The organism is Halorubrum sp. AD140, assembly GCF_034497445.1.
In the GTDB taxonomy this organism is placed as follows: Archaea; Halobacteriota; Halobacteria; order Halobacteriales; family Haloferacaceae; genus Halorubrum.
Map to the genome: position 1 here is coordinate 1 of NZ_JAXRUU010000167.1, position 1549 is coordinate 1549.

Sequence of the window (1549 nt, forward strand, 5' to 3'; positions counted from 1 at the left end):
CCTGGTCGATGAAGCCGAGCGACCACGGGAGGAGGAACAGCAGCACGGAGGCGGCGACGGCGGATGAGGCGATGTACCACATCGTCATCGTGGTCAACACCATGAACGTCTGAAGCGGGATCCGCTCGTCAGGATGGTTGCTCCGCCACGCGAGGAAGGTCCGGAACCAGTCCGCGCCCGCGATCCACGTGCCGACGATGAACACCGTGAGGCCGACGTAGAACAGCGGGTGGGCCTGAAGCGGCGCGTAGAAGGTGAACAGCACGTCCGCGCTCATGTCGATGGAGTCGACGAACCCGGCGAGGATCGAGATCCCGGTGAGCGTCATACCGGCCGCCATCAGGCCGTACCACGTCCAAGTGATCTTGATGTTTATCAGCGGTCGGTCCAGACTGCGCGTCACCGCCCAGGTGAACAGGCCCACGAGGAAGAATATCGTGAAGCTGATCACCATGAACACGCCGTGCGCGGTCAGGACGGTGTAGTAGTCCGTCGAGGGGATGATCCGCGCGACGTCGGTTCGGTGGAGGGTCTGAAGGATCCCGAAGATCGCGCCGAGGAACAGGGCGAAGAAGGCGCTCAGGAAGGCCGCACGGACGACTCGGGCCTCATCCGGGAACTTGTCGACGAACGTCTGCTTGGCCTCGAGTGCCTCGCTCACTCGTCGTCACCCCCGCTCTCGAACTCCGACTGGCTCACGACGTTGAACTTCCCTTCCATCCCGTGGTGGCCGGCCCCGCAGTACTCGTTACAGACGATCCCGTACTCGTCCGGATCGTCGGTCTCGACCGTGATCTCCGAGACCTCTCCGGGAACGGCCATCGCGTTCGCGTTCGTCCCGGCGACCTCGAACCCGTGTATCACGTCCGCGGAAGTGACTTGGAACGTCACCGTGCTGTTCGCCGGTACGACTATCGGGTCGGGCTGGAACCCGAACTGCCGGGCGACAACGTACACCTCGTACTCGTCCTCGCCGACCTGCTCGACGCGGGGCTCCGAGAACCGCTCGTCCTCGTCGAGCGCCGTCGCGTCGACGGTCGGCTGCGTGTCGGCGACCATCGCCACGCCCGGCCCGACGGCACCGTAGGTCACGGTGCCGATGAGCGCGAGGATCAACACGATCGACAGCGCGAGCCAGAGTTTCTCGTACGCGTGGATGTGCATGTTAGATCACCCCACGACGACGAGGTCCCGCCCCAGGAACTCTACGTAGTAGATGTACACCCAAGCGAGCACTAGAATCACGAAGTAAATCCCGATGAGCGTGAGTGTACCGATAGGGTCGAATTCCTCGCCGTCGCCGCCCACGTCGTCTGCGCCAGCGTGTGCGGTCTCGTTTTGGCCCATAGGCGGCGTTATGCGTTGGGAGACATATAACGTACCCGTTCTCGAACCCTGAAAACACGGGCATTATATATCCTCAGAGACGACTTGTGTCAGGTATGAACTTCTCGATCCAACAGGCCGTGCTCCTCATCTTGGGCGGGATCGTCCCCGCGATGGTGTTCATCGCCAACAGGGCGGAGTTCGTCGTGGCGGTGACGCTGGT

At 62.6% G+C, this 1549-nt stretch carries 3 protein-coding genes; all 3 read right to left on the reverse strand.

What is annotated here, in order from left to right; genetic code table 11:
* Positions 1–661, reverse strand: a 661-nt coding sequence (locus tag U4E84_RS17015) for a cbb3-type cytochrome c oxidase subunit I (protein WP_322533288.1), incomplete at its 3' end; no start/stop codon positions are given.
* Entirely contained in the window at positions 658–1164 is a 507-nt protein-coding gene (locus U4E84_RS17020) for a cytochrome c oxidase subunit II (RefSeq protein WP_322533289.1), read from the reverse strand. The genes U4E84_RS17020 and U4E84_RS17015, both read right to left, overlap by 4 nt.
* 6 nt (positions 1165–1170) lie before the next feature.
* Positions 1171–1347: a hypothetical protein gene (locus U4E84_RS17025; RefSeq protein ID WP_322533290.1), complete on the reverse strand. Its 177-nt coding sequence runs from the start codon at positions 1345–1347 to the stop codon at positions 1171–1173.
* Between the last annotated feature and the right edge of the window lie 202 nt (positions 1348–1549).